Here is a 20,243-nt window from a genome sequence, read left to right on the forward strand (position 1 = left end):
TTCGGAGGTTACATTATAATGAGCGAAACAGAATTCAGATGGATGCCTCATCATGAAGGTGCCGTACCACCGGCTGGCCAGGGAAAAAGGATAAGCACCTATACAGTGGCGCTTGAAGGATGGCGCAGAGGCTTGAATTTAAAATATTACAGTCATTTTGATGAAAAAAATCTATTGAAGGTCAGGTATTCATTGAGCGATGGCACAAAAACCCATCATTTCCAACTCTCTATGGGAGATGGTGTGACGCAAGAGGCCTTCGATATTTGTGATAATAAAGAAACCACAAAAAAATACTTGAGAAATGCAGATGTACCAGTGCCTGTTCCCACAGGCAAAATGTTCAATGAAAACTCAACCGATGAAGAGATTCTGGCATTTGCCGAAACGATGGAGTTTCCAATCGTACTCAAGCCCACCGACGGCAATGCGGGAAACGGCGTTTTCGCGAATATCCAGACCATGGAAGAGCTTAAAGACATCATACCGCATGTCCGTGAAGAGCTCGGGTTCAAAGAGGTAATTGTAGAGGATTACATTCCCGGAAGAGAGTTCAGAGTCGTTGTCATAGGTGACCGGGTGCTCGGGGCAATGATCCGCAGACCGGCGAGTGTTCTGGGGGATGGCAAGCACACTATCAAAGAATTAATCGCCCAGACAAATGAAATTAGAATGACAAACCCTCATTTAACGAGCAGATTAATTAAAGTGGACCGGGAAATCCGTACAATGCTCAAGAGAAAAGGCTATAAGTTAAATACAATTCCTGATGAAGGAGAACGGGTTTATCTGCGTGAAAAGAGTAATTTATCGAAAGGTGGGGACGCTATTGATGTGACGGATAAATTGACCGAAAACCTCAAAGCGATCGCTAGAAATGTCGGACCTGCCATACCCGGATTGGAACATTACGGGGTTGATATGATTGTGGATGAAGAGAATGACACCGGAGTTATTCTGGAAGTTAATGCAAGACCGGGTTTTGGAGGACATCTCTTCCCGATGGAGGGGACTCCAAGAGATTTCGCCAAAGAAATCATTGACTATTATTTTCCTAAGACGAAAGGCAAAGGTAGATCATGGCTGTATTTTGATTTCGACAGCGCTCTGGAACCAATTAGAAACAGGACTGCCTCCTCGGTGGAAATTACGACTATTTCACCCAAAAAACTTCGCGGTAAAAAATTTATCCTGTCTGGAAAAGTTATCGTGCCCGGTTATCGCGGATGGATAAAACAGCAGGCGAAATATAGAAATTTAAATGGATATGTTGAAAATAAAGAAGATGGCACAGTTGAAGTCCTGGCTGCAGGGACCGATCCGCTGGTTCTCGAAGGTTTCGTAAATAAGTGCTTTAAGGGTCCCAAAGATAAAGATGTGGAAGTGACGGCTATACATGAAGAGAATTGGGATAAGCCGGTTAAACTAGGCTTTGACATCATTAATCGCAAAACCGATTTAACGCCTTTGGAACTCGAAAAGGAAATCGAGAAGCTTAAAACTGATAATGAAAAATTGGAAATGAAGAATCAGTATCTCATCGACAGGCATAATCGTTTCAAAGCGAGAAAAACCTGGAAGATGACCGCACCTTTAAGATTTGCATATAAGCTTATAAGTAGGAAAAAATAAATCACGATCATCGTTTATCCAACTAATATGATTGGGGGATGTCACATGGTAAACACGATTGAAGAATCGTTGGAACATCTGCAGGAAGCAGTGCCTCCGGAAGGATACGGAAACAAACTGAGCATGTATTTGATTGCCCTCGAAGCCTGGAGAAGGGGCATTAAAGTTAATTTTTACACTATTGAGAACCCGGACAATAAGATTCTGGTGAGATACTCTTTAGAGCTGGGCGAGAAAGTGCATCACTTCGAGTCTTCATTGGGTGACAAGCTCTCCAGAGAAGCATTCGACGTATGTGAGTATAAAGATTTAACCAAGAAATATTTGAAGGACGCGGGCGTTAAAGTGCCAGAAGGTAAAGTTTTCAGTACCTCAGAAGATGAAAGTGTCGTCTTGGAATTTGTTAAAACCTTGTCATTTCCCATAGTGGTCAAACCTTTAGATGAGAATGCCGGTAAAGGTGTGTTCTCAAATATTAGTTCCGAAAAGGACCTTTTGGATATTCTGTCTTACCTTCGCGATGATCTTGGATATGCCTACATCATGATTGAAGAGTTTATACCAGGAACAGAGTACCGGATTTTAACAGTGGATGGTAAAGTCGAAGGTGCTGTCAACAGGATACCGGCAAATATCATAGGGAATGGAGAAGACACGATACAAAAGCTGATCAGGCTGAAAAATCGAAGCAAAGCTGATAATCCAGCTCTGTCCAAAAAAAGAATCAGGGTTGATAAAGAAGTTCAGAGAATCATTGAGAGTCAAGGTTATACTCTGGAGAGTGTGCTCGAGGAAGGCGAAAGATTATTCTTGCGGACCAAATCGAACATCTCTGCCGGCGGAGACCCGGTGGAAATCACTGAGAACCTCTCAAAAGAGATCATAAGCACAGCTGAAAAAGCAACACAGGCGGTGCCCGGATTAAATATCGCAGGGTTGGATATGATTATCGATCCTGATACGGGTGAGCCTACGGTTATAGAAGTCAATACCAAGCCGATGATTGGTTTGCATGTATTTCCTGTGGAAGGTACCGCAAAAGATGTTGTGAAGCCGATTGTTGATTTTTATTTTCCGGAGACGAAAGAAACGGAGCGATCCAATTTATATTTTGATTTCGATGCTAAAATTGCGCCTCTTGACAATCTGACTGTTTACGAGGTCCAGGTCCATCCGCTTAAAAATGCAGGGCCCAAATTCACAAGGAAGTATGAAGTGAAACTCAGCGAAGCCAAGAGTGGCCTATCGGCTGCCATTAGGCTGAAAGCTTTAAAGTTGGGGATTCACGGTTATGTCAACAGAATCAGTTCAGACTGTTATGAGATTGTGGCTGCAGGTGAAAATGAGACGGTGCTTGATAAATTCATAGGATATTTTTCTGCTGAAGATTCGGATTTCAATGTCTCAGAAATCGAAGAACAGATCTGGGAAAAATCCGTGAATACTGGATTTGTCATTAAGAAAGTGACAGTGGAAGAGCTGGAAGACAGACTGAAAAAAGAGCAAAAGAGATATGAGATCCTCCATGAAAAATTGGATCAGGCAGAAAAACAGCTGTTGAACGAGGAAGAGAAAACGGCCGGACTCCTTGAGAAAATCGAAGCGCTGCAAGCGGAAATCGATGAATTCAAAGAGAGTTTCGATGCACTCAATAAGAAGTATATCTCCGCAGTTTTGAATCTGGGTGAAAAAGAAAGGGCATTGATCAGCTTTGAAAACACCATGGGAGAGAAAATCAAGGCTCTGGAAACTGAGATTGTTCAGCTAAAAAAGAAATATAAAGATACTGTGAATAGTAAGTCCTGGAAACTGACCCGGCCTTTAAGGAGATATAACCCGGTCGGCAAAAGCAGGAAGAAATAAAATGGGGAGCCTTTATTTTAAATAAAGGTTCTTTTTTAGCCTTTTTAATCGTAAACAGTGAAACAGTAAAATAAAGATGTACATTTACTTGACAGTATCGGTTAGAAAAAATTATGATAAGTCCAATACAGTACTTAATAGGGTTGTAAAAAAAGGGGTAAATTATGAATCAGAAAAAATTCTTTAATGATTATTCAGCAATCCAAAAGCAACTTCCCGCCCAAGCCAAAGGGCTTCCGCTAATCACTTATTCAATCACGCTTGAAGCGTGGCGAAGAGGGATTGAGGTCAGCTTTTTCAGTGCAGCTGCAAAAAACAGGCAAAGTACATACTATACTTTGAAGAATGCGGGGATAGAATACAATTTCCGCCTCTCTTTCGGAGGCTTGATGGAAAAAGCGGCGAGGAAAATCGTGAATGATAAAGCGGAGACAAAAAAATATCTAAAAGCTGCAGATATTTCTGTTCCCGAGGGACGAAGCATTCAGTTGAACAACAATCTGGAAGAGATTGTGGAATATGCGGCTTCCATCGGTTTTCCTGTGGTCGCGAAGCCTCTTGATGCACGAAATGCAACAGGAGTTTTCACCGATCTTAAGAATCGCGAGGCCCTCGAAGGTGCTCTTAAGATTTTAAGGGAAGACTTAAATTGTGGAGAAGTGATTGTCGAGCAGTACGTCAAGGGCGAAGATACAAGAGTTTATGTCATCGAAGATGAAGTGATCGCAGCCTATATCAGGCGACCGGCGAATGTAATAGGGGATGGCCGGAAAAACATTGAAGAGCTGATAAAAGAGAAAAACGAGATACGGCAAAATAACCCTCATTTGAAAAAATTCAACATCGAAATAGACGATAAATTATTGTCTTATCTCAAGGACAATAGTTTGAGCCTGACAAGTGTTCCGGAAGACGGAGAAAGGGTTTATCTGAGCAAAAGCACACTTCATCCGGACGGATGTGAAACGGTCGATGTGACGGACGAACTCTCAGACAAAATGAAAGCTCTGGCGGTGGAAGCATTGAAGGCCATACCTGGCATGAAGGTCAGCGGAATAGATATAATTGTTGACCGGAGTGAAGATAAAGGATATATATTGGAGCTGAATGGTGCTCCAAATATTTGCGGACATATCTATCCGATGGAAGGAGAACCGAAAGATGTGCCTAAGGCATTGATCGATTACCACTTCCCTGAAACGGCGGATAAGACAGTTGATAACCATGAATATTTCACTTTCGATCTGGATACTGTTTCCAAAACTCTGAAGAGCGGAGCGGTCAAGCGTGTTACACTGCCTGCTTTACCTGAGGGAAAACTTGCATCGATGAAGATTGCAGTCAGCGGTTATACTGAAAAAAACATTTCGGATATTCATCGTACTGCAGTCAGGTTACAACTTGGAGGGAAAATCATCAGGAAAGCTAATAAAAAATTAATCGTGAAGGTCGCCGGCAAGAAAGACAAAGTAAAAGAATTCAGCAAAATCATACTCAGAAAGATCGGTCCAGGTGCGGAAGTGATTGAAGAGAATCGTTGGTACGGCGCTTATCCATATTATTTCAAAGCACCTTCCATAGATAAGTCGAAAGAGACATCCCAGGCTATGAAGCTAAGATCAGAAAATATCAAATTGAAGGAATCTGTATCCAAGCTAAAGGATATCGAAAAAGAAAACCAACGTCTTTTAAAGGAAATAGACGAATTGAAAAGCAGCCGTTCTTGGAAAGTGACCAAGCCTTTAAGAAGCGTCAAGTCAAGACTGATAAATTAAAAAGTGTAAACGTCCCGTAAACAATAAAGAGTTTACGGGACATTTCATATAGATGAGGCTCTTTATTCAAAGATATATCACACCCTTTGTATAAGCATCTTTCATTATAGCGCTTTTTCTGAAATGTCATAAACCTCATGATAAGGTTTCGATTTCAGCACACTCTCATCACGGTCGAGACCTTTGTCTGTCCCTCGTTTTTTGTGTGCATGTGAGTAGGCTTCGGAGTCTTGCCAATTCCTGAACGCCTCTTCAGATGCCCATTGGGTCAGGACGATATAGATGTCACTGTCAAGCGGACGGGAAACTCTTATGGCTTTAAAGCCTTCTTCATTTTCAATCTTCTTCGGGCGGTTTAGAAATCTTTCTTCAAATTTCTCCCGTCCTGCGGGTTTGACGGGGATGCAGTTCAGGACGATGGTGCCGCTGTTTTCCAGTCTGCCGGACTGGTCGATGATTTCGTACTGGTCATCGCCGATTTGAATGTTTGTGCCTTCTTCTTTTACTTCGATCGTATCTTCATTGTCGTTTTGTTTAAGAGTGATAATAATGACGTTCAGCCTCCAAAATTATAATAGATGATGTTAATTCAACCTTCCAATTCCCCGAAAGCCTCTTTCAGCGTCTTCTGCCTGAAGTCGAAGATTTCCTCGAGTCGCTTTTCCACCATCAGCTTGTGGGCGGCGCGGCCGATGATCTGGAACGGGAGGATATAGTTCACTGTATCGATGATTTCCACACCGCCTTCAATCTCGCGGAAATGGTGCTGGTGGTGCCAGAATTTGAACGGGCCGAAGCGCTGTTCATCAACAAAATATCTACCTTCTTCCACATGTGTGATCTCGGTGATCCATTTGACGGGAAACTTCGGGAAAGGTTCGATATTATATTGTATGATCATGCCGGCATACATGCCGGGGAAGTCCTCGCCAATCATCTTGAATGGCATGTCCCCCGGGGTGATTTCCTCAAGGTTCTGCGGGTTGGAGAAGAAGGACCACGCTTCTTCCGGGGTGACGGGTAATTTCTGATGACGTGTCAAAGTATACATCTTCATTTGATATACTCCTTTTTCAATTCACTTTTACGATGCCGTTTATCCGTTTGAATCTTTTCGTAACGATTCCCTTCCATATATAAATTGAAACGTTCGGAGGATTACGTATATAATTCATTATAAGGTACATAAGGGGAAAGAGGAGATTTTTCATGGCATTGAAAGCACTTGATATTTATGAAAACATCATGCTGAACCATCCTGTGGAAGCGCAGGGGGCAAGCATCAGCATGTACAGGATGACACTCGAAGCATGGCGGCGGGGGATTGAAGTGAGGTTCATGACGGTGTACGTGAAGAACCGCATCAAGATTCGGCATAAGCTGTCGTACGGAGGCCGGGAATACAGGTTCCAGCTGTCCCTCGGCGACAAGGTCGCAAAAGAGGCAAGGCAGATCGGTAAAAGCAAGGAACTGACGAAGCAGCATCTGGCTGCAGCGGGTGTTTCGGTGCCGGAGGGTAAAGTCATCTCCATTCAAAATAATGATTTTGGGGAAGCTTTGGAATATGCGGAATCAATCGGCTATCCGGTGATCGTCAAACCGGCACACGCGAGCCTTGCGATCGGGGTGCGGACGAACCTCAAGGACAGGGCGTCACTGGCCGAAGCGTTGGAACATATCCACGGTGAACTGGGCTACACTGAAATCATCGTGGAGCGTCATGCAGAGGGGTTCGATACGCGGGCCTATGTCATTGAAAATGAAATGATTGCTGCGTTCAAGCGGATTCCTGCCCATATTGAAGGGGACGGCGGGCATACCATCAGGCAGCTGATAGAACTTAAGAATCAACGGCGTAAATTGAATCCGCACTTGAGCAACAGCCAAATAAAAATGGATGACGCGCTCATTGATTACATCGGCCGTCATGGTTACAATCTTGATTCTGTACTTGGGAAAGGTGAAAAAATCAACCTGACGGACAGTACATTCGCAAGCAATGCGGCGGACACGGTGGATATCACCGATGAAGTCACCGAGGATTATAAAATGACCGCAGTCAACGCGGTGAAGAGCATACCCGGTATGAACATGGGCGGTGTCGATATCATCAGGGATCCGGAGAAGGATGTCAATAAAGTGCTTGAAATCAACTGCAGGCCGGACCTCGGCGGCCATATGTTCCCGATTTACGGGGAATCAAGGGATGTCGCAAAGAAAATCGTCGATTACTATTTTCCCGAGACGGCATCAATCGACACCGGCATCAATGAATACTTCACTTTCGACTTCGATGAGATCTTCCGCTTCCTTAAAAAAGGCATAGTGAAGGAAGTCATATTGCCGCCGCTTCCGAAGAGCAAGGTTGAAAATGTCCACCTGGAGCTGAAAGGCAATATTAACTTTTACCGCACTGTCCTGTTCAATTCGGCAGCTGGTCACAGGCTTGGCGGGAATATAAGGATGCTTGGGAAAGATAGGGCGAAGATGGTGGTCGCCGGGACGACGAAACATCTGACATCATTTTTACAGGAACTCATGAAAATTGCCCCTAAGCTGGATATTACAGTTACAGCCCAGAACGAATGGGACTCGCTGCTGATGTATAAGTTTGAAATTCCGGAAACGGCATCCATCCCTCTCAACCGCCTGAGGAGAGAGAATATGGACATGCGGAAAGAAATTGAAGCCCTGAAAAAGGAGCTTGCCGACGTGAAAAAAGGCAGTCCTCTATAATGATTGCAGCAAAAAAGACATCAGTCTGTAATTCAGACTGATGTCTTTTTTATTTATTCGGTCACTTGTTCACCAATCGGTGTCTCCACCTTCTTCCTTGATTTCATGTAGCCCATATCACCGATATGGTAGATGAAGTTCAGGACGATGGCGGTGGTGCTGCCCATGACGATGCCGCTTTCTGTGATCACCTTCAGGTTTTCAGGGACGATCGCGAACATTTCAGGGACGACGGTCACGCCGAGGCCCATGCCGACGGATATCGCAACAATCATCAGGTTCCTCTGGTCGCTGAAATCGACGCGGCTGAGCATCTTGATGCCGTAGGCGATGACCATGCCGAACATGGCGAGCATCGCGCCACCGAGGACGGGTGTCGGGATTGCGATTGTGATGGCCCCGATTTTAGGGACGAGGCCGAGCAGGATGAGCATCCCGCCTGCGATATAGATGATCTGGTTGCTTTTAACCCCGGACAGCTGCACGAGGCCGACGTTCTGCGAATAAGTCGTGTAGGGGAATGCATTGACCAGTCCGCCGAGGATGATGGCGATGCCTTCTGCGCGGTATCCCCTCTTCAAGTCGTCGCCTTCCACTTTCTTATCCGTGATGTCGCCGAGGGCGAAGTATACTCCTGTCGCTTCGACGAGGCCGACCGTCACGACAAGCATCATTGTAAGTATTGGTATCAGGTGGAATTCAGGTGTCCCGAAATAAAAGACCTGCGGCAGATGGAACCATGACGCTTCACCGACTGCACTGAAATCGACCATGCCCATGAATCCTGCCACCACGGTGCCGATGATGATGCCTGACAGTATCGCAATCGATTTGAGGAACCCTTTGCCGAACCTGAAAAGGATCAGTATGACGGCAAGTGTACCGAAGCCGAGCATCAGGTTGGTCATCGAGCCGTAATCTGCACTGCCCTGTCCGCCGGCGATGTCATTCATCGCGACCGGCACGAGAGTGACACCGATGATGAGGACGACTGCTCCTGTGACGACCGGCGGGAAGAGTCTCACCAGTCTGCTGAAGAACGAGCCGATCAGAATAACGAAGAGTCCTGCTGTGAGGATCGCTCCGTAAATCGCCGGTATACCGTAAGTATTGCCGATGGCGATCATTGGACCGACAGCGGTGAATGTACAACCGAGCACGACAGGAAGGCCGATGCCTGAGAATTTCTTTTTCCATACCTGCAGGATCGTCGCGACGCCGCACATCATGATATCGATGGCAATCAGGTAGGTGAGCTGTGCGGCTGTCAGTCCGAGGGCGCTGCCTACTAGGAGCGGCACGACGACCGCACCTGCATACATCGCGAGAACATGCTGGAGGCCGAGTGAAAGCTGCTTCGTTTTGGACAGCTGCATCAGTTTCTCACCTCATCCATGAACTTTATTTCCCCCGCACCGAGTGACTGTATGCGCGCGAGCGACTCCACACGGTAACCGGCATCGCGGAGTTCGTGGCCGCCTTTTTGGAATGATTTTTCAATGACGATGCCGACGCCTGCGACTGTGGCCTCCGCTTTTTTGACGATATGTATGAGTGCGTTCGCGGCTTCGCCGTTTGCGAGGAAGTCATCGATGATGAGCACGTTGTCTCCCGGCTGTATGAACTTTTCTGCGACCGCGATATTGTTCGTCTCCTGCTTTGTATAGGAGTAGACATCCGCCGTCAGAAGGCCGTCGGTCAGCGTAAGCGATTTCCGCTTCCGGGCGAATACGACGGGTACGGACAGCTCAAGTCCCGTCATGACGCTCGGCGCGATGCCGGATGATTCCAGCGTCAGTATTTTATCGATTTTCACACCTTCGAACCGTGTTTTGAATTCTTTCCCGATCTCCACCATAAGCACCGGATCGATCTGATGATTCAAAAACTGATCCACCTTCAAAACCGTTTCCGATAATGCCGTACCGTCTTTGATGATTCTGTCCTTCAGTAATTCCACAATGACACCTCATTCGTATATTTAAAAAACACCCGGAGCGTTTCATCATGAGATGAGCACACTCCGGGTGCAGACAGACCACGGCAGTTACCCACCCATAGTCGGGAACTTTAAGGCTTCCCGGTAGAAACTTGCAGACCATATCACTGCGATTATATGAGTGTAATTTGATTTTATTGATACTTATATTAACATAAAACACGAACTTATCAAGGTGATAATTTGTCAATGTGCTCGAAAATAACGTTTTCAATATAAAATTACAATATAACTTTCGTGTTTTCAGTAAATATATTGTAAAATAAAAGCCCAGATGAAAAAACAGGAACTTGTTCTGTATAATTGAAGGGGAAGAGAACTTCAAAGGGGAGGATATAACATGATTCAGTCTTTAAACGATTTTTTCAGGAAAACATTCCAGTTCAGGGGGAGGGCGACAAGGAAGGATTACTGGCTGCCGACTTTTGCCCTGGTGGTGGCGAGCGTGTTGATACGTTCATTGAACCTGCCGCGCCGGCTGGAGGATGTCATTGGCGTCCTCTCCATCCTGCCGTCGATCAGCCTGACGTCGAGGCGATACCAGGATGCAGGGGTCTCAGGTTGGTTCCAGCTACCGCAGCTGCTGTCGTTCCTGCTGCTCCCGCTCGTGTTCATGAATTTTGTGGCAAAATGGATGAAAGCCGTCATCATCACCGTCATCGCACTATTCAATACAGTCGGCTTCATATTGACACTTCTGCCGAGTGATAAGCTTAGGAAATAGAGGAAAGGTCTGGTGACGATATTCGTGGATGAACTCCATATTTCTAAAGAGAACATCATAAGGAATGCACTGCAGGAGCAAATCATTAACCATACGCTGCAGCCGGGGGATAAGGTGCCGAGTGAAAATGCGCTCGCTGATGAATATCAGGTGAAGCGGATCGAGGTACGCAATGCCCTGGTCACGATGGAGAAGATGGGCTTGGTTGAAAGCAGGCAGGGGGTCGGGCGTTTCATCAAGAAGAAGATACCGACGATTGAACTGGATATTTCGGGGCGCGTCAGCTTTTCAGAAAAGATGAGAAGCCAGAACCTTCCATATAGAAGTGAAGTGATTCATGCGGATTATGTCACCGACGAGGAAATCCGGCTGTATGACGACCGCATCAACTGCGGGCCGGATGAGCGGATATTCAAAGTTGCACGGCTCAGGATCGTCTACGATATACCATGTGCCATCCACATTTCGTACATCCGGGAGAAGTTCGTGCCTGATATCGAGAGGGATAAAAATCAACTCGATTCGGTCTTCGGATATTACCAAAAAGAAGGTTTTACAAATTTAAAATCAAAGACATCCGTCATTTCTACGGCATTTCCGACAATCGATGAGCAGCAAATATTAAAGTGCAATGAATTGGTGCCACTCTTCATATACGAAACGGATACTCACGATGAAGAAAGAGGCATCCAGCTCGAATTTGTCCGCATCCTCTACAGAAGTGACCTTTTCAAACATAAACTGATCACAAGTCAGTAAAAGTAATATTGATTTGCTCTGTCAAAAGACTTTTTTTCATTAAAATATCCAGATCCTTGATGATGTGTATCAAGGTCTGGATATTTTTTTTATTTATGAATTGTTATCTTCCTCAGCTATTTCAAGAACTTTACTATATAGTTTTGTATCAATATACATACCGGCATTAATCAATTCATCCAACAATGTCTTCACGTTTTCTACTATACCGAGCTGTTTTGATTTTAACACTACACCTATAGTTCCTGTCACTTTTAAATTATGGTATTTTGCATATTTTCGGGCTAATAAATCATCTATTATACAAAGGTCTGCTTTTATTTCATTTGCAAGTATCATCACTTCTACTTCACCTTTATGAAGGCTTGTCCCAAATAATTTTTTCGCTTCTTCATTTCTTATATCAGCAATAGTAATGAAGCCACTCTCTCTAATAAAATCATTGGGTTTAACAGTCTTTACATCTAATATTACTTCCTCATAAACAGCCGTTGGGATTATTACTTCTCCATATACTTTTTCAAGTAAATCCAACTGTCCAATGTTATTAAGTGCAATCAGCGGAGTTGAATTCACCACTATTTTACGCATTTCTGATATCTTCCAATAGTTCTTCATCATCTTCAAAATTGAATATGGAGATTTCATTTGAAGACAGTAACTTGATGAAATCCTCCTTTGGCATTTCAGCAAGTTCAGCACACTGACCCAAGGAGAGTTTTCTTTCTTTGTAATACTTCACTGCCAGTGTCTGTTTCATATCTTTTACAATATCTTCATCGCTTATTCTTAAGGAAAGCACTATGTCTTCTGGAATGGTGATCTTCGTTTTATATTCCATAAAAATCACGTCCTTTCATAATATCATTATACCTTAAATTTACTGAAGTCAGAATATTTTTGTCTTTCATAGCTTGAGTCCCATATGGAGTGTCTATGGAATCATCAACGGACGCAAAATCTCATTGTAAAGATTTTGCGTCCGTTTTTTCATGTTATCCGCTGATTGTATTCCAGTCTTTACATACTTTACAGACTCTTAAATGTTTTCAGCTTGGCAACAAGTTAGCATTATTCATGAGGGAGGCGGATGACATGAACAAGAAAAAATGGACAACCTTATTTATCCGTTACGGAAAAAAAGAAGCGGCGGAATTTTACGCCTTACATAAAGATCAGATGGAATATACCACGGTCTCGGGCCCGGTGGAGGGACTCACGATGATCAAGGTGCGCGAACATGCACAGAATTCATTGTTCTACCTCGGTGAAGTGCGGGTCACTGAAACGAAGCTCAGACACGGGAAGGAAATCGGACTCGGTGTCGTCAAAGGTGACGAACCGGAACTCAGCACCGCGCTCGCATTCATCGATCTGTGCTTCAAGACGGATCAATTCACCTATACATTGAACAACATCTTAAGTGACCTGGAAGACCGGGAAGCGGAAGCGGTCCATAAAAAAACACAGGAAATTCTACGGACCAAAGTGAATTTCGACATGATGAACGATTAGGAGGCAGTCAATTGAATACACAGATTCATCAGACACAGAAACATTACAGGACACTCGTCGACATATTCAGCTACCCGGGCAAAATTGCCGCAACGATGGAGAACATGGATAACTACAGCACATTCGGCGACGGGGTGCTGATGACAGCGGTGACGCTGCTCGACAACGAAGTGACGTTCCATACGACATTCAAGAGCGACGGCCAGGAGATCTCCCTTCTGACGGGGAGCGAACAGGGTGCGGACATTGAACACTCGGATTACCTGATTGTGAAGGAGAAAGATCTGGAAGCCCGGATTTTTGAAGAGGCGGCGGCAGGGACGCTCGCTTCACCTGAAAAATCGGCCACGGTGATCATCGAAGCAGACTCTCTGCACGAAGGCAGCGGGTACCGCCTGACGGGGCCGGGCATAAAGGAAGAAACAATCATCAATATTTCACTGGAACCCCGTTGGATCGGACTCAGAAATGAAAAATGCAAAGAATACCCGCTCGGCGTGGACATGATAATTGCAGATGGTGCGAACAATATGATGGCAATACCAAGAACTACGAAAATCGAGGTGATATAAATGGGTTACGTTGCTGTAAAAGGCGGAAAAGAGGCCATTGAAAAATCCGTTGAAATGTACAAATCCAGGCGCTTCAGGGAAGGGCAGGATATCGAGGTTGAAAGCATCAAGACGAACATGCGCCAGCTCATCAACCAGGTGATGTCGGAAGCGAGCTTTTACGACAGGGATCTGTGCGCGCTCGCAATCAAGCAGGCGGAAGGGAACATGGAGGAAGCGGTCTTCCTGATGCGTGCCCACCGCTCGACACTGCCGAGATTATATTACTCAACTGTGACCAATACACGGGAAATGTTCGTCAAAAGGCGCGTTTCTGCGAGCTTCAAGGATATACCGGGCGGCCAGATACTCGGCGCTTCCCCGGACTACACCCACCGCCTGCTGGATGATGCGCTCCTCGGGCTGCAGACGCTTGCGGACTATGTGACGGATGAAGGCGAGGAAGAAATTGAATACGACTATAAGCTTGATGCACTGCCGAAAGTCATCGACTACCTGGAGGCGGAAGGCCTTTATTCGAAACCGGAAATCGATGACACACTGCCGGACGACATCACGAAGAAGTCGATAGAGTATCCTTCATCGAGGAGTGAACGGCTGCAGTCGCTCACACGCGGCCAGACCGGTGCGGTCACTTCGCTCGGCTACGCTGAGATCAGGGGCTACGGCTTCTCGACGCATCCAAACATCGGCGAATGCCGCGTTGGGGATCAGCCGGTTCATATCGAAGACATGGACGGGGAGGAATATTTCATCGGGGACATCGAACTCACCGAAATCGATGCTTTCCTGCCGGATGAAAAAGAAAGCTCGGATAAAGAGGACCATCAGTCGGAGATGACGTTCAACATCGGCTATGGTCTGACATTCGGACAGAATGAGACGAAGGCGATCGCGATGAGCGTGCTTGATTACAGCCTGTCGCACCCGGTGGAGAATGCACCGACGACGGATGATGAATTCGTGCTGTACCATATCGATTCAGTCGAATCGACGGGTTTTATTTCACATTTGAAGCTGCCGCATTACGTGACGTTCCAGTCGAAGCTGGACCGCATGAGGCAGTCGGGAAGGAAGTCGGAATAATGGTTCAAAATTTTGCATTTCTCGATGAACATTCTAAAAAGGAGATCCGCCGCAAAACATTGAAGGCGATCGCGATACCGGGCTACCAGGTGCCGTTCGCATCAAGGGAGCTGCCGATCGCACGCGGCTGGGGCACCGGCGGACTGCAGCTGACGCTCTCGCTCATCGGGCGGGAGGATATCATCAAGGTGATTGACCAGGGGTCCGATGAATCGGTGAACGCGGTCAACATCAGGAAGCTGATCCAGGACACCACCGGCGTCGAAGAGACGATAGATATGAATGAGGCGACACTGGTCCAGTCACGCCACAGGATTCCCGAAGTGCCGCTCCACCCGTCGCAGATACTCGTGCTGCAGGTGCCGATGCCGGAACCGCTCCGGGCGGTCGAGCCGTCGGAACGCGTGACGAAGGCGCTGCACGGCGACAAGGAATACAGTGGTGCATGGATCAAGATGTTCGAACAGATCATGAAGTACGGCCATGTCACGGATGATGCGGACTATCCGGTGCTCGTGAACGGACGATATGTCATGGCGCCGAGTCCGATCCCGAGGTTCGACAACCCGAAGATGAACGACAACGAAGGATTGATACTGCTCGGGGCAGGCCGTGAGAAGAAGATTTATGCTGTGCCGCCGCATACGCATGTGGCATCCCTTGCATTCGACGACCATCCGTTTGAAATCGAGGACTTTTCAGATAAAGTCTGCCGCGAGTCCGGTGCGAGCGGCGTCTTCATGGATGAGCTCATCGATCCGGATACAGGCGAAAAATATTATGTCACAAATGATACAAGCTATATGCTTGAGCAGTTGAACAAGGAGGAAGAGCATGTCAACTAATGATATCGTGATGTCCATCCGCGACGTGTCAAAACGTTTCGGTGAGGGCTGTGAGGCCTGCCGGGAGGACACATCCATATTGAACGGCAACATATGCCCCGACTGCGGCACCGTCCATGCGGTCCGCGACATCTCATTCGACCTGCATGAAGGTGAAATACTCGGCATCGTGGGCGAATCCGGCAGCGGCAAGAGTACGCTGATGAAGATGATGTACTTCGATCAGGAGAATACATCGGGGGACTACTACTTGCGCTCCTATGAAAACGGCGCTGAAAACGTCTTTGACGTATCATCCCAGAAGAAACGCGAAATCCGCAACGAGCAGCTCGGCATGGTCTATCAGAACCCGCTGCACGGTCTGAAGATCAACTTCTCGTCGATGACGAACATCGCTGAGAAATTGATTGCGGGCGGCAGCAGGAACGTCGGTGAAATGACGGCGCGCGGTGATATGTTCCTTGAAAAAGTGAACATCCCGTTATCGAGGAAGTTTGAAGCGCCCAAAAACTTCTCGGGCGGCATGCAGCAGCGGGTGCAGATCGCAAAAGCGCTGTCCAACTATCCGCCGATATTGCTCCTCGATGAAGTGACGACGGGTCTTGACTTGTCGGTACAGGCGGATGTGCTTGAACTGATCAAGGAGATCCAAAGGGAGATGGGCGTCAGCATGATCGTCGTCTCCCATGACCTCGCCATCATCCGGATGCTGTGCGACAGGACGATGGTGCTTTTGAACGGTGAAGTCATCGAAAGCGGCATCACCGATCAGATTTTGGAAGACCCGCAGCACGAATACACACAGCAGCTTGTCTATTCGATTCTTTAGGAGGAACCATTTTGAAAGTAATCATAAACGGAAACATCATTTTGGAAGATGAAATGCTTGAGCATGGTGCGGTTGTCATCGACAAGGACGTGATCATAGATATACTGCCTGCAGCTGAGGCGGGGCATTATGTCAAAGATGCAGACTCGGTCATCGATGCGAAGGGCGGCTACATCACCCCGGGCTTCATCGATATCCATTCAGATTATATAGAGGGCATCGTCGCCCCGCGCCCGACGTCCATGATGGACGTCCACCTCGGGATACGCGAGTCCGAACGGATTTTGAGTTCACACGGCATCTCGACGATCTTCCATTCACTGTCGATTTATAAGAAGGACATGTTCGGTCATAAGCCGGTCCGTTCGCCGGAGAATGTGGATAAACTCATCCGGGCGATCGATCAGACCCACAATGAGAAGAGGCTGATCAGGCACCGCCTGCATGCGCGTTTTGAAATCGATTCGGTCGAACAGGTCCCGATGATTCGGGAGCATATTGAAAAAGACCGCGTGCATCTGCTCAGTTTTATGGACCACACGCCGGGCCAGGGGCAGTACCGGGATATTGAAATGTACCTGAAGACGATGAAGGGCTATCAGGACTTATCCGACGCCCAGATCGTCCAGGTGATGGAACAGAAGCAGAGCCACGATACATTATCATTTGAAGATATGAAGGAACTTGCGGATCTTGCCATCAGCAGGGGGATCGCCGTCGCCTCGCATGACGATGATTCGACGGAGAAGATCGATCTTGCCAAAAAGCTCGGCACGACGATCAGTGAATTCCCGATATACATGGATGTCGCAAAATATGCCCACGGCGGGGAAATGCATACGCTCGCCGGTGCACCGAACATCATGCTCGGCGGCTCACATTCCGGCAATCTGAATGCGCGTGAAGCCATTGAAGCGGGCTGTATATCGATTCTATGCAGCGACTATTATCCTGCATCGATGCTGCACGGCGTTTTCCAGCTGCACCAGCAGTACGGCGTGCCGCTCGCGGAAGCGGTAAAACTGATCACCGTCAACCCGGCAAAAGCGGTCAATATGGACGATGAAATCGGCTCGATCCAAATCGGAAAAAAGGCGGACATCAACGTCATCCAGATGGATGATGACTACCCTATGATCACGGAATGCATCGTCAACGGCTTCACCGTGAGCCGCTATCATTACAGAGTGGAGTGAGAGAATGTTAACAGTTGAAAATTTCGGCAAATCGTTTACGACCCATCATTTGAATCAGACGCGCAAGGCGGTCTCAGGCATCTCCTTTAATGTTGAAAAGGGTGAATTCCTGGGCATCGTCGGGAAGAGCGGCAGCGGCAAGTCGACGGTGTTGAAAAGTATTTACGGCACTTACAAACCGAATGAAGGGCAGATCCTCTATGATTCCGAGCGCTTCGGCACTGTGAACCTGCATGAAATCCCGGATCATGATCTGATCAGGCTCAGGAAGACTGAAATCGGCTATGTATCCCAGTTTTTGAAAGTGATGCCGAGGACGACCTCTTTTGAGCTTGTCGTATTGTCACTGCTTGAGATGGGCGTGGACCGGGTGACGGCGGAAGTGACCGCCGAGGAGACGCTCCGCCATTTCGACCTGCCCGAGGCATTATGGCACAACTATCCGAACACTTTCTCAGGCGGCGAGAAGCTCAGGCTGAATATCGCATGTGCAGTCGTCAAGGCACCGAGGCTTTTATTGCTTGATGAACCGACAGCCTCACTCGATCAGGCATCGAAGCTTAAGGTGCGGGAGTCCATCTCTAAATTGAAGGACAGCGGCACGACGCTGATCGGGATCTTCCACGACCTTGAATTCATGGAAGGTCTGTGTGACAAAGTGTATGACATGTCCGCGCGTGCAGTGAAGGAGACGGTATGATGCGTGTCGATCTTCATGTGCACAGCAATCATTCGGACGGTGCAGACAGCCTGGAGGCGGTGATTGAGAAAGCGCGCCGGGCGGGTGTCACCACACTCAGCTTCGTCGATCATGACATCACCGGAACGTATGAGGCAGCACTGCCGGCGGCAGAGGCAGCGGGCATCAGGTTGATTCCCGGCATTGAAATCTCCGCCTATGACTTCAAACGCGGCAGGAAAATCCATGTGCTCGGCTACAGCTATGACCCTGATGCCCTGAACATCAAGGAACTGACGGGACCGCTGCTTGCGCGGCGCCATAAACATTCACTCTGGCAGATCGAACGCATCAACAGAGCAGGCTGCAAAGTGGACGCGGAGACGATCGCAGAAACCGCAAAGCCGTCCCGCGTGATCTACAAACAGCACATCATGCAGTATCTGACGGACAACGATTATGAATCCGGCGCCTACCAGCATCTGTACAAATCCCTTTTCAAAGGGGAGGGACCTGCATCCGGGGACATCGAGTACATCGATGCGCGGGATGCGCTCCATGCAATCAGGGCGGACGGGGGACTCGCCGTCATCGCACATCCCGGCCAGATGGACAGCTACGATTTCATCGAAGAGAACATCGGCCTGATCGACGGTATTGAACTGCTCCATCCCGATCATGATGCAGATGACCATGCGCGCATCAGGGAGATCGCGGATCGATATGGACTCGCGCTCACGGGCGGCAGTGATTACCACGGCAGCTTCGGCACGGCGGTGGACGTCGGCGTTGACGCGGGAATGTTAAGGTTTGAACGGCAATTGTTGGGATATTCTTAACTTGTGTTAAGAGATGGTAAATCGTGTTTACGGGTGAATGAATATCGTTTTTAATGAAGAAGGATTAAAAATCAATCACTAAGGAGCAAGTCTATTCATGAGAAATTTAATATACCTATTATTGGGTTTAACGGTTTTCCTTGCAGCATGCGGCAACGGTTCAGGCGAGGATGCTTCCGCTGAAGGCAACTCGGATGGCGCGGACAGCGGTGAGACGAACGACGACCCGATCGTCCTCGTATGGTATCCGAACGAATCCGGCAATGAACTGGAAGACGGACGCGATGAAATGGGCGCGATCATCGAAGAGGCGACCGGACGTGAAGTTGAACATCAGCTGACGACGGATTATGCCATCGCAATCGAAAGCATCGTCAATGACAACGCAGATTTAGCATTTACAGGCGCGGAAGGTTACATACAGGCAAACGACAGAAATGATGCGATACAGCCGCTGGTGGTGCCGTCAGGCCCGTCAGGCACTGAAGAAGACGCACTTTACTACAGCTGGTTTGCGGCACTTCCTGAAAACATGGAGGAATATTCGGACGGCGAAGGCGGCTACTCCCTCGATAACTTCGAAGGTAAGAACTTCTCATTCGTGTCATCTTCATCCACATCAGGGTTCAGGGTGCCATCTTCCACACTGGTCGCACACTTCAGCGAGCAGGAAGAATATGCAGATCTCGAAGCAGAAGATCTTGCTGAAAGCGGCACACTTTTCAATGAAGTGATGTTCGGCAACACGCACCAGGGTTCTGCAGTGAACCTGCTGAACGGCAGGGCGGACCTTGCAGCATTCTGTGATACATGTGTCGAGAACTACGTTGAAGTGGTCGACGGCGAGGAAAATACGGCAGGCGCAACATACCAGGTGAAAGAAGACGCTGCACAGCCGTTCGAGAGCATGGGCGGACAGGAATTCGGCATCATCTCCGCGACTCCGGTACTGAACGCACCGTTCATCATGAACACAGGCACATTGAGCGAGGAAGAAGTTGCATCACTGCGGGAAACGATGACTTCGGATGAAGTCGCAAACAACGAGAAGATCTTCGTTCCTGAAGATTCCGATGCACCGGCACTGTTCACGAAGTCTGCGGATGAGAGATTCGTTGAAGTTGAAGACGCATGGTTCGACCCGATCAGGGAACTCAACCAGTAATTTATAAGAAATTCATAAAAGAAGGGAGA

21 protein-coding genes and 1 riboswitch are annotated in these 20,243 nt (G+C 47.5%); of the genes, 15 read left to right on the top strand and 6 right to left on the bottom strand.

The features are described 5' to 3' along the window. The first annotated feature begins 18 nt into the window (after positions 1–18). From LPW40_RS05090 to LPW40_RS05100, 3 genes are all read left to right on the top strand, one after another. Positions 19–1,632: an acylphosphatase gene (locus LPW40_RS05090; RefSeq protein WP_230821149.1), complete on the top strand. Its 1,614-nt coding sequence runs from the start codon at positions 19–21 to the stop codon at positions 1,630–1,632. 45 nt (positions 1,633–1,677) lie between these two features. Then, positions 1,678–3,495, top strand: a complete 1,818-nt coding sequence (locus LPW40_RS05095) for an ATP-grasp domain-containing protein (RefSeq protein WP_230821150.1) — start codon at positions 1,678–1,680, stop codon at positions 3,493–3,495. Between the two features lie 164 nt (positions 3,496–3,659). Further along, positions 3,660–5,270, top strand: a complete 1,611-nt coding sequence (locus tag LPW40_RS05100) for an ATP-grasp domain-containing protein (RefSeq protein WP_230821151.1) — start codon at positions 3,660–3,662, stop codon at positions 5,268–5,270. A 104-nt stretch (positions 5,271–5,374) separates the two neighbouring features. Here the strand turns inward: LPW40_RS05100 and LPW40_RS13720 are convergent, their stop codons facing one another. Both LPW40_RS13720 and LPW40_RS05110 read right to left on the bottom strand, forming a co-directional pair. Then, positions 5,375–5,830: an antibiotic biosynthesis monooxygenase family protein gene (locus LPW40_RS13720; RefSeq protein ID WP_413775993.1), complete on the bottom strand. Its 456-nt coding sequence runs from the start codon at positions 5,828–5,830 to the stop codon at positions 5,375–5,377. Positions 5,831–5,859: 29 nt separating this feature from the next. Next, positions 5,860–6,327, bottom strand: a complete 468-nt coding sequence (locus LPW40_RS05110) for an SRPBCC family protein (protein ID WP_230821153.1) — start codon at positions 6,325–6,327, stop codon at positions 5,860–5,862. Positions 6,328–6,479: 152 nt separating this feature from the next. On the opposite strand from LPW40_RS05110, the gene LPW40_RS05115 reads away from it, so the two are divergent. Next, entirely contained in the window at positions 6,480–8,006 is a 1,527-nt protein-coding gene (locus tag LPW40_RS05115; RefSeq protein WP_230821154.1) for an ATP-binding protein, read from the top strand. Positions 8,007–8,059: 53 nt separating this feature from the next. Here the strand turns inward: LPW40_RS05115 and LPW40_RS05120 are convergent, their stop codons facing one another. Both LPW40_RS05120 and LPW40_RS05125 read right to left on the bottom strand, forming a co-directional pair. Then, a complete protein-coding gene (locus LPW40_RS05120) occupies positions 8,060–9,382 on the bottom strand; it encodes a nucleobase:cation symporter-2 family protein (protein ID WP_230821155.1) in 1,323 nt (440 codons plus the stop codon). Further along, positions 9,382–9,966, bottom strand: a complete 585-nt coding sequence (locus LPW40_RS05125; RefSeq protein ID WP_230821156.1) for a xanthine phosphoribosyltransferase — start codon at positions 9,964–9,966, stop codon at positions 9,382–9,384. The genes LPW40_RS05120 and LPW40_RS05125 overlap by 1 nt, the downstream gene beginning before the upstream one ends. Before the next feature lie 78 nt (positions 9,967–10,044). Continuing rightward, positions 10,045–10,146: riboswitch (purine riboswitch) on the bottom strand. 199 nt (positions 10,147–10,345) lie between these two features. On the opposite strand from LPW40_RS05125, the gene LPW40_RS05130 reads away from it, so the two are divergent. Then, positions 10,346–10,729 (top strand): DUF805 domain-containing protein, encoded by a 384-nt coding sequence (locus LPW40_RS05130; RefSeq protein WP_230821157.1) that lies wholly within the window; start codon positions 10,346–10,348, stop codon positions 10,727–10,729. A gap of 12 nt (positions 10,730–10,741) precedes the next feature. Beyond that, a complete protein-coding gene (locus LPW40_RS05135; RefSeq protein WP_230821158.1) occupies positions 10,742–11,488 on the top strand; it encodes a GntR family transcriptional regulator in 747 nt (248 codons plus the stop codon). 93 nt (positions 11,489–11,581) lie between these two features. Here the strand turns inward: LPW40_RS05135 and LPW40_RS05140 are convergent, their stop codons facing one another. After that, positions 11,582–12,079, bottom strand: coding sequence for a DUF3368 domain-containing protein (locus LPW40_RS05140; RefSeq protein ID WP_230821159.1), 498 nt, complete (start codon positions 12,077–12,079; stop codon positions 11,582–11,584). After that, entirely contained in the window at positions 12,072–12,329 is a 258-nt protein-coding gene (locus tag LPW40_RS05145) for a UPF0175 family protein (RefSeq protein WP_230821160.1), read from the bottom strand. Before LPW40_RS05145 ends, LPW40_RS05140 begins: the two co-directional genes overlap by 8 nt. A 254-nt stretch (positions 12,330–12,583) precedes the next feature. On the opposite strand from LPW40_RS05145, the gene LPW40_RS05150 reads away from it, so the two are divergent. From LPW40_RS05150 to LPW40_RS05190, 9 genes are all read left to right on the top strand, one after another. Beyond that, positions 12,584–13,003 carry a phosphonate C-P lyase system protein PhnG gene (locus LPW40_RS05150; RefSeq protein ID WP_230821161.1) on the top strand — a complete coding sequence of 140 codons (420 nt, stop codon included), beginning with the start codon at positions 12,584–12,586 and terminating at the stop codon, positions 13,001–13,003. A gap of 11 nt (positions 13,004–13,014) precedes the next feature. Then, entirely contained in the window at positions 13,015–13,575 is a 561-nt protein-coding gene (phnH, locus tag LPW40_RS05155) for a phosphonate C-P lyase system protein PhnH (protein WP_230821162.1), read from the top strand. Then, positions 13,576–14,661 (top strand): carbon-phosphorus lyase complex subunit PhnI, encoded by a 1,086-nt coding sequence (locus LPW40_RS05160; protein ID WP_230821163.1) that lies wholly within the window; start codon positions 13,576–13,578, stop codon positions 14,659–14,661. It abuts the gene before it with no gap. Further along, positions 14,661–15,506 carry an alpha-D-ribose 1-methylphosphonate 5-phosphate C-P-lyase PhnJ gene (locus LPW40_RS05165; RefSeq protein WP_230821164.1) on the top strand — a complete coding sequence of 282 codons (846 nt, stop codon included), beginning with the start codon at positions 14,661–14,663 and terminating at the stop codon, positions 15,504–15,506. Before LPW40_RS05160 ends, LPW40_RS05165 begins: the two co-directional genes overlap by 1 nt. Then, positions 15,496–16,335 (top strand): ATP-binding cassette domain-containing protein, encoded by an 840-nt coding sequence (locus tag LPW40_RS05170; RefSeq protein ID WP_230821165.1) that lies wholly within the window; start codon positions 15,496–15,498, stop codon positions 16,333–16,335. Before LPW40_RS05165 ends, LPW40_RS05170 begins: the two co-directional genes overlap by 11 nt. Before the next feature lie 11 nt (positions 16,336–16,346). Next, positions 16,347–17,531 carry a phosphonate metabolism protein PhnM gene (phnM, locus tag LPW40_RS05175; RefSeq protein ID WP_230821166.1) on the top strand — a complete coding sequence of 395 codons (1,185 nt, stop codon included), beginning with the start codon at positions 16,347–16,349 and terminating at the stop codon, positions 17,529–17,531. Positions 17,532–17,535: 4 nt separating this feature from the next. Beyond that, on the top strand, positions 17,536–18,231 hold the full coding sequence (locus LPW40_RS05180; protein WP_230821167.1) for a phosphonate C-P lyase system protein PhnL: 696 nt from the start codon (positions 17,536–17,538) through the stop codon (positions 18,229–18,231). Then, positions 18,231–19,049: a PHP domain-containing protein gene (locus LPW40_RS05185; RefSeq protein WP_230821168.1), complete on the top strand. Its 819-nt coding sequence runs from the start codon at positions 18,231–18,233 to the stop codon at positions 19,047–19,049. The genes LPW40_RS05180 and LPW40_RS05185 overlap by 1 nt, the downstream gene beginning before the upstream one ends. A 97-nt stretch (positions 19,050–19,146) precedes the next feature. Next, positions 19,147–20,214, top strand: a complete 1,068-nt coding sequence (locus tag LPW40_RS05190; RefSeq protein WP_230821169.1) for a PhnD/SsuA/transferrin family substrate-binding protein — start codon at positions 19,147–19,149, stop codon at positions 20,212–20,214. The last annotated feature ends 29 nt before the right edge of the window (positions 20,215–20,243 follow it).

Origin of the sequence: Salinicoccus halitifaciens, assembly GCF_021026095.1 — a bacterium.
Lineage (GTDB): Bacteria > Bacillota > Bacilli > Staphylococcales > Salinicoccaceae > Lacicoccus > Lacicoccus halitifaciens.

Bases quoted from the DNA above. Each gene is read 5' to 3' on its own strand.
- LPW40_RS05090 (WP_230821149.1), top strand. From the start codon at position 19: ATGAGCGAAACAGAATTCAGATGGATGCCTCATCATGAAGGTGCCGTA.
- LPW40_RS05095 (WP_230821150.1), top strand. From the start codon at position 1,678: ATGGTAAACACGATTGAAGAATCGTTGGAACATCTGCAGGAAGCAGTG.
- LPW40_RS05100 (WP_230821151.1), top strand. From the start codon at position 3,660: ATGAATCAGAAAAAATTCTTTAATGATTATTCAGCAATCCAAAAGCAA.
- LPW40_RS05110 (WP_230821153.1), bottom strand. From the start codon at position 6,327: ATGAAGATGTATACTTTGACACGTCATCAGAAATTACCCGTCACCCCG.
- LPW40_RS05115 (WP_230821154.1), top strand. From the start codon at position 6,480: ATGGCATTGAAAGCACTTGATATTTATGAAAACATCATGCTGAACCAT.
- LPW40_RS05120 (WP_230821155.1), bottom strand. From the start codon at position 9,382: ATGCAGCTGTCCAAAACGAAGCAGCTTTCACTCGGCCTCCAGCATGTT.
- LPW40_RS05130 (WP_230821157.1), top strand. From the start codon at position 10,346: ATGATTCAGTCTTTAAACGATTTTTTCAGGAAAACATTCCAGTTCAGG.
- LPW40_RS05140 (WP_230821159.1), bottom strand. From the start codon at position 12,079: ATGCGTAAAATAGTGGTGAATTCAACTCCGCTGATTGCACTTAATAAC.
- LPW40_RS05145 (WP_230821160.1), bottom strand. From the start codon at position 12,329: ATGGAATATAAAACGAAGATCACCATTCCAGAAGACATAGTGCTTTCC.
- LPW40_RS05150 (WP_230821161.1), top strand. From the start codon at position 12,584: ATGAACAAGAAAAAATGGACAACCTTATTTATCCGTTACGGAAAAAAA.
- LPW40_RS05160 (WP_230821163.1), top strand. From the start codon at position 13,576: ATGGGTTACGTTGCTGTAAAAGGCGGAAAAGAGGCCATTGAAAAATCC.
- LPW40_RS05165 (WP_230821164.1), top strand. From the start codon at position 14,661: ATGGTTCAAAATTTTGCATTTCTCGATGAACATTCTAAAAAGGAGATC.
- LPW40_RS05170 (WP_230821165.1), top strand. From the start codon at position 15,496: ATGTCAACTAATGATATCGTGATGTCCATCCGCGACGTGTCAAAACGT.
- LPW40_RS05180 (WP_230821167.1), top strand. From the start codon at position 17,536: ATGTTAACAGTTGAAAATTTCGGCAAATCGTTTACGACCCATCATTTG.
- LPW40_RS05185 (WP_230821168.1), top strand. From the start codon at position 18,231: ATGCGTGTCGATCTTCATGTGCACAGCAATCATTCGGACGGTGCAGAC.
- LPW40_RS05190 (WP_230821169.1), top strand. From the start codon at position 19,147: ATGAGAAATTTAATATACCTATTATTGGGTTTAACGGTTTTCCTTGCA.